This window comes from Nonomuraea aridisoli (assembly GCF_003236395.1).
Classification (GTDB): domain Bacteria; phylum Actinomycetota; class Actinomycetes; order Streptosporangiales; family Streptosporangiaceae; genus Nonomuraea; species Nonomuraea aridisoli.
This window is the reverse complement of record NZ_POUD01000392.1, coordinates 1-6,575: the sequence shown is the minus strand read 5'-3', so window position 1 is coordinate 6,575 and position 6,575 is coordinate 1. Positions and strand designations below refer to the sequence as shown.

5 protein-coding genes and 2 pseudogenes are annotated in these 6,575 nt (G+C 71.5%); 5 read left to right on the top strand and 2 right to left on the bottom strand.

Annotation, left to right across the window (positions count from 1 at the left end):
* A partial coding sequence (locus C1J01_RS45010) for an aminotransferase-like domain-containing protein (RefSeq protein WP_111185137.1) occupies positions 1–1,225 on the top strand: 1,225 nt, incomplete at its 5' end.
* 538 nt (positions 1,226–1,763) lie between these two features.
* Here C1J01_RS45010 and C1J01_RS52880 read toward each other — a convergent pair.
* Positions 1,764–2,213, bottom strand: a pseudogene (locus tag C1J01_RS52880) (DegT/DnrJ/EryC1/StrS family aminotransferase); the annotation flags it as partial.
* A complete protein-coding gene (locus tag C1J01_RS44995; RefSeq protein WP_235855094.1) occupies positions 2,210–3,193 on the bottom strand; it encodes a GNAT family N-acetyltransferase in 984 nt (327 codons plus the stop codon). The pseudogene C1J01_RS52880 and the gene C1J01_RS44995, both read right to left, overlap by 4 nt.
* 321 nt (positions 3,194–3,514) lie before the next feature.
* Between C1J01_RS44995 and C1J01_RS44990 the strand changes: the two genes are divergently transcribed.
* From C1J01_RS44990 to C1J01_RS52875, 4 genes and pseudogenes are all read left to right on the top strand, one after another.
* Positions 3,515–4,204 (top strand): RNA-guided endonuclease InsQ/TnpB family protein, encoded by a 690-nt coding sequence (locus C1J01_RS44990; RefSeq protein WP_328589744.1) that lies wholly within the window; start codon positions 3,515–3,517, stop codon positions 4,202–4,204.
* Positions 4,205–4,293: 89 nt separating this feature from the next.
* Entirely contained in the window at positions 4,294–5,319 is a 1,026-nt protein-coding gene (locus tag C1J01_RS44985; protein ID WP_111185134.1) for a phosphotransferase family protein, read from the top strand.
* 49 nt (positions 5,320–5,368) lie between these two features.
* A complete protein-coding gene (locus C1J01_RS44980; protein WP_111185133.1) occupies positions 5,369–6,121 on the top strand; it encodes an SDR family oxidoreductase in 753 nt (250 codons plus the stop codon).
* 208 nt (positions 6,122–6,329) lie between these two features.
* Positions 6,330–6,575 (top strand): annotated as a pseudogene (locus tag C1J01_RS52875) (hypothetical protein); the annotation flags it as partial.

The window sequence follows — 6,575 nt, the reverse complement described above, 5'->3', positions numbered from 1 at the left end:
GGGTCGGGCCGCGTCCCCGCCCGAGCCGCCGCGGCCCCCCGCCGACGCGATCGACCTCACGCCCGGCCAGCCCTGGGTGCGCGACTACGACCACGCGGCCTGGAAGCGCGCCTGGCGCCGCGCCGCCGACCTGCCGCCCGGCGACTCACCCGACCCGTACGGCCTGCCGCGCCTGCGCGAGCTGCTCGCCGAGCACCTGCGCCGGGCCAGAGGCATGGCCGTCGGACCGGAGAACATCCTGGTCACCCGCGGCACCGGCAACGGCCTCGACCTGTGCGCGCTCGCCCTGCTCGGCCCCGGCACCCGCGCGGGCGTGGAGGACCCGGGCTACCACGTGGCCCGCACGGTGTTCGCGGCCCGGGGCGCCGAGGTGGTGCCCTGTCCGGTGGACGAGGACGGCGTGATCGTCGACGGGCTCCCCGGCGACCTGCGCGTGCTCTACACGACCCCGGCCCACCAGTACCCGCTCGGCGGCCGGCTGCCGATCCCGCGCCGCGAGCGGCTGCTCGCCTGGGCCAGGAAGACGGGCGCGACGGTCGTCGAGGACGACTACGACGCCGAGTTCCGCTACGACGTGGCCCCGCTGCCCGCGCTCTACGGCCTCGACCCCTCCCGGGTGATGCTGCTCGGCACGCTGTCCAAGACCCTCGCGCCCGACGTGGGCGTGGGCTGGCTCGTCGGCGACCCCGAGCTGGTCGGCCGGATCGCCCGCCTGCGCCGCACGGTCGCCGACCGCACCAGCGGCCCCGTCCAGCAGGCCGTGGCCACCCTGCTGGAGCACGGCGACCTCGACCGCCACCTGCGCAGGATGCGTCTGGAGTACGCCCGCCGCCGCGCCGCCGTCGTCGAGATCCTCGGCCCCGTCTGCCGCCTGCGCGGCGACACGGCCGGGCTGCACGTGCTGGCCGAGCTGCCCGAGTCGCTGGTGCCCGGCGTGGTCGCGGGGGCCGCGCGGGCGGGCGTCCTGCTCGACTCCACCGAGCGCCACCACCACGGCGCCGCCCACCTGCACGGCCTCGTGATCGGGTACGGCTCCGCCTCGCTCCCCGACGTCCGGCGCGGCTGCCGGATCCTGGCCGGCCTGATCAGCGACGCCCGTGCGGGCCGTCCGGCGGCTCCAGCCGGCGCAGGATCGGGAACGCGCGGGCGGCGTACATCGGGTCGACCGGCAGCACGTGCCGAGCCCACCAGCGAGCCGGCTCGGGATCGGGCGACGGCTCGGTGAAGCCGGGCGCGTAGTCGTCGTACGGCGGGTCGTACAGGTAGCCGGTGGCCACCCCGTGGCGTTCGAGCTCGGCGATGGCCGCGTCGCGGTCGCGCACCAGCAGCGGCACCCGGAACAACGGCCGGCTGAGGTCGTCCAGCACGGCGGGGGCGACCGTCGGCAGCTCGGCCAGCCGCTGCACGCCCGCCAGCCGCCGCGCCCGGCCCTCGGGCATCCCGGCCACCCGCCTGGCCTGGTACCACCGGGCCAGCCGTCCCCGGCGGGCGCGGTAGCGGTGCAGGTCGGCGTGGACCCAGCGGTCGAACGGCGGCAGCGACGGCGCCTCCTTGAGCGCCAGCTCCAGCCCCTCGGGGTCGAGCGCGATCCGGTAGCCCTCGCGCTTCTCCTGCAGGCCGAGGAGCCGCGCGAGCTTGAGCGTGGGGCGTACGAGGTCGAACTTGAGCGCCGCGTGGCGGACCATGGAGCTGGCCACGCTCCACAGGTCGGCCCGCAGCGAGCCGCGGACCGTCAGCTCGTCGCGCGCCCGCCTCAGCGCCTCCAGGTCGGAGAGGTCGTCGACGACCAGCACGCCACCCGAGCCCGCGCTCGGGTGCTTCGACAGGCTGAAGGCCGCCGCCTGGCCGAACGTGCCCAGCGGACGCCCCTCGATGGAGCTGTCCATGGCGTGCGCGACGTCCTCGATGAGGATCTTCCCGGCGAAGGCGGGCGCGTCGTCCGGCAGGCCGTACAGGTTGGTGGTCAGCACCGCGTCCACGGTGTCGAGGTCGACGCGGGAGGCGTCGATGTTGCCGTCGCGCGGCGACAGCGGCGCGATCACCGGGCGCAGCCCGGCCGCCAGCACGAGGAAGAGAATCTCATCGGCCGAGATCGGCGACATGAGCAACCGCTGCCCGGGCATGCACCAGTGGCGCAGCGCCAGGTAGAGGCCGAGCCGGTTCGACGGTAGCGCCAGGCAATGACGGCCTGTGCGCTCTGCGATGTATTTCACCCTTGGAGAACAGTACGCAACCGTCCGTACGTCTTCAATGCCTTGTCGGCCGTTTTGAGAAGCAACGGGTTGGCCATGACGGTCGCGCGGGTCTTGCGCACCGGCACCCTGACCACCCAGTGGACGCCCGCCCCCGCGCTCGCCCTGGCCACGCGCCCCTCGGCCACCTCGAACTCGCCGGTCTTCAGCTTGTCCTTGTACTCCTTCTGGCCCCGGCCCATGTCGATCACCTGGACGCCGGTCTTGGCGGCCTGCTCGGCCATCGCCAGGTGCTGGATGAGGCCGGGGGAGTATTTCGCGAACCGGGTGTCGTAGGCGGGGAACCAGCCGACGAGCGTCGTGCGGGTGCGCAGCCCGAAGTGGCCGGCCACCGGCTCGTCGCCGGCGTAGATCATGTCGAGCACGCCCGCGAAGCTCTCGGACTGGGTGGCGAGCAGCCGCTCGACCAGCTCCACGATCCATTTGTGCGCGAACCGGTCGGTGCGGCCGGTGCGGCGGTACTGGTCGGTCTTCCAGCCCAGCAGCGTGCGCAGCGGCTCGACGTCGGTGATGCCGTAGTCGTGGCGCACGCCCCCGGCCTCGCGGTCGAGCTTGCGCTGCTTGGCCAGGGTGGACTTGTACGTCTTGCCGGAGTTGGCGCGCAGCGTCTCGGTGTAGCGGTCGTAGCCGTCGCGCAGGTCGATGATCGGCGACGGGTGGCGCTCGTGGCGGGCGTTGAGCAGCGGCTGCCCGGCGACGAGATGGTCGAACTCGTACACCGACAGGCCGCAGGCCTTGATGAGCCGGAGCGGGTCGATCCGGACCCCCCGGGCGTACACGAGGCCCTGTGCGTCGGTCAGCCCCGCCGCGACCGGCTTGCCGATGCCCAGCGGATGTCGCTCGAACGGGAAGAACCCCACGATGTCCGGGCCGTCATGGATGACGGCCACGCGTACGACATCTCGGAGTTCTCCCACCGTGAGGGTGAACTCCGGGGACAAGAAGGGATTGTCGAAGGCGGTGTCCGCTTCCTGGAGCGCCCGCCATCGGCTCACTTCTGCTTGGCCCAGTTCATGAGGTAGGGCAAGGGTGACGCGCATGGGCTCCTACTGTCAGCATGCCACTCACCGCCCGCATGAGGGCAGAGGTGTACTGCCAGAGTAAAGGATCTCGCGTCATGGCATAGACGCAGGTTCGGAACGTTACACAACTCTCAGGTGGCATTCAGCCCCATATAGCGAGGAACCCCGGGCCTTCATTCAGGACCCGGGAGGAATCGCCTACGGCGTCGCACGTTTGTTCTCGTCACGCTACGACGACCGATGTCTGTCCTGGCAGGTCGAGACCCGCACCGTGAGCATCTGGACCACCGGCGGCCGGATCAAGGCCTGGCCGCCTACCGCACCGACGTCACCGAACCAGACGCTTTCCTCGGCGTGGATCTCGGGATCGCGAACATCGCCACCACAAGCGACGGAGTCAAACACGCGGGCAACGCCCTGAACGCGGTACGGCACCGTAACCGTGAGCTGCGGCGACGGCTCCAGGCCAAGCGCACCACGTCGGCCAGGCGATTGCTCAAGCGCCGCCGCCGCAAGGAAGCCCGTCAGGCCCGCGACATCAACCACGTGATATCCAAGAGCATCGTGACCGAGGCTGAACGCACCGGACGCGGCATCGCACTCGAAGATTTGAGGGGGATCCGCGACCGGGTACGGCTCCGCAAGCCCCAGCGGGTCACGCTGCACTCGCGGAGCTTCCACCAGCTCGGAAGCTTCGTCGCCCACAAGGCGGCCCGTGCCGGGGTCGCCCTCGTCTACGTGGTCCCTCGCTTCACCTCGCAGGGGTGCTCGGCGTGCGGCCACGTGGACAAACGAAACCGGCCAGACCAGGAAGCCTTCGCCTGTACGTCGTGCGGCTTCGCTGAGCACGCCGACGTGAACGCAGCCCGCAACATCGCCTCACGCGGTGTCGCGGGCTGGGCTGCTGTCAACCAGCCGCACGCGGCCTGACACCTGACCTCCAGTCAGGACGATGAGCTGCAAGCTCAGCCCTGCAGGGCTGAGTCGATGACAACAGAGTGACGTTCTAATGTGTGTGCATGACCGTACCTGGCATCGACCACCCCCGCCTGGTCGCATGGATGGCCCGGAATGTGCCCGACGCCGGCGAGCCTTTGTCCGTCTCGCTCATCTCGGGCGGCAGGTCCAATCTGACGTATCTGGTCGAGGCCGCCGAACGCCGCCTGGTGCTGCGCCGGCCGCCGCTCGGCCACGTGCTGCCGACCGCCCACGACATGCGGCGCGAGTGGCGGGTCATCTCCGCGCTCGCGCCCACGCCCGTCCCCGTGCCGGAGCCGGTCGCCTTCTGCCCCGACGAGGACGTGATCGGCGCCCCGTTCTACCTCATGGGGCACGTCCCCGGCGACGCCGTGCGGACGCGCGACCAGCTCGGCGACCCGGCGCCCGAGCGGACCCGGCGGCTGTCGGAGCGCCTGGCCGAGGTGCTGGCCGCCATCCACGCCGTCGACTACCGCGAGGTGGGGCTCGGCGACTTCGGCCGGCCCGCGGGCTACATGGCCCGCCAGCTCGACCGGTGGTGCCAGCAGTGGGAACGGTCGAAGACCGAGGACCGGCCCGGCTACTACCGGCTGGTCGAGCGCCTGCGCGAGCGGCTGCCCGCCGAGGCCCCCGGCACGCTGGTGCACGGTGACTACCGGCTGGACAACACGCTCGTCCGGCGCGACGACCTGGAGATCATGGCCGTGGTCGACTGGGAGATGTCCACGCTCGGCGACCCGCTGGCCGACCTGGGGCTGACGCTGACGTACTGGGCCGACCGGGGGGACGAGGAGCGGGCGAGCATCCCGGTGTCGGGCGACGTGACGGCGTCGCCGGGATTCCTGAACGCCGCCGAGTTCGCTCGCTACTACACAAAAGTTTCAGGTCGCGAAATTTCAGATCTTGGGTTCTATGTGGCTTTTGGGAATTTCAAGCTCGCGGTCATCGTCGAGGGTATTCACGCCCGATTCCGGCAAGGTAAGACCGTTGGGGAGGGATTCGACCGTATCGGCGCCGCCGTACCCACGCTGATCTCCCGCGCCCACCGCATGCTCGACCAGCACTGATCTCGACCACCCCCCTCGACCCCGGGGCGCGAGCCCCGCAAGGAGCGTCATGAGCACAGTTGCACTGATCACCGGAGCGGCGAGCGGCATCGGGGCCGCCGTGGCGCGCCGCCTGTCCACGGGCGGCGCCCGGTGCGTCCTCGTGGACCGCGACGGCGAGGGCGTCGAGCGCCTGGCCAAGGAGCTCGACGGCGCGTGGCTCGCCGTCGACGTCGCCTCCGACGAGGCCTCGCTGGAGGCCGTCGCGCTCGCCGAGCAGCGTTACGGCCGCCTCGACCTGGTCCACCTCAACGCCGGCGTCACCAGCGGGGTGGACCTCGAGGACTTCGACGTCGAGCGCTACCGCAAGGTGGTCGGGGTCAACGTGGACGGTGTCGTCTTCGGCGTGCGCGCGAGCGTCCCGCTGCTCAAGCGCTCGGGCGGCGGCGCCATCGTGGCCACCGCCTCGCTGGCCGGTCTCGTGGGCTACGCCGGCGACCCCGTCTACACCATGACCAAGCACGCCGTCGTGGGCCTGGTCAGGTCGCTGGCCGAGCCGCTGGCCGCGTACAACATCCGTATCGGCGCGGTCTGCCCTGGTTTCACTGATACGCCGCTTGTGGCCGCTGCGCGGGAGATGTTCGTCAATTCCGGATTCCCGCTGCTGACCGCGGACGACGTCGCGGCCGCGGTCGAATCCGCCTTCTACGCCGAGACCCCGGGCACTCTCCTCGTCGTCCAGCCGGGGAGGCAGCCGGTGCCGTACCGTTATGCCGGGGTCCCGGGACCGGCCGGCGGCCAGCGGCCTCCCCGCTCGGAGTGATGGCACGTCGCCCGCCAGCTGGGTCTATTAGCGTAAGAGGGGCCGGGCCGCTGCCCGGCCTCCGTACGTTCGCGAGCCCTCGAGGTTCGCGTGCCCCGTGTAGAGCCGTCTCGCGAGAAGGATGAGGAGCGTTCGTGACATCCTCCCAGTCCTGGAAATTGGCCGTCCCCCGGCGCCCAGGGTGTCGACGCGTCCCGGCGGGATCGCCATGATCCCCACCGACGGCCGGCACGCGCGCCGGCGATCGCCGTGGCCGATCGCCGTGGGAGCGGGCGTCCTCGCGATCGTGCTCGTGGCCGGCATCATGGTCTACGCGGCGCTCCGCACCGAGGACCTCATGGAGATCGCCGGCGACCTCGGCAGCGACGTCCCGTTCTCGTTGCTCGGCGGCACGACGGTCGGCACCGGGCGGGGTGAGCAGTTGTGCGAGCTGCCCACGGGCGGCACGTTCCAC

Bases quoted from the DNA above. Each gene is read 5' to 3' on its own strand.
- C1J01_RS44990 (WP_328589744.1), top strand. From the start codon at position 3,515: ATGTCTGTCCTGGCAGGTCGAGACCCGCACCGTGAGCATCTGGACCAC.
- C1J01_RS44985 (WP_111185134.1), top strand. From the start codon at position 4,294: ATGACCGTACCTGGCATCGACCACCCCCGCCTGGTCGCATGGATGGCC.
- C1J01_RS44980 (WP_111185133.1), top strand. From the start codon at position 5,369: ATGAGCACAGTTGCACTGATCACCGGAGCGGCGAGCGGCATCGGGGCC.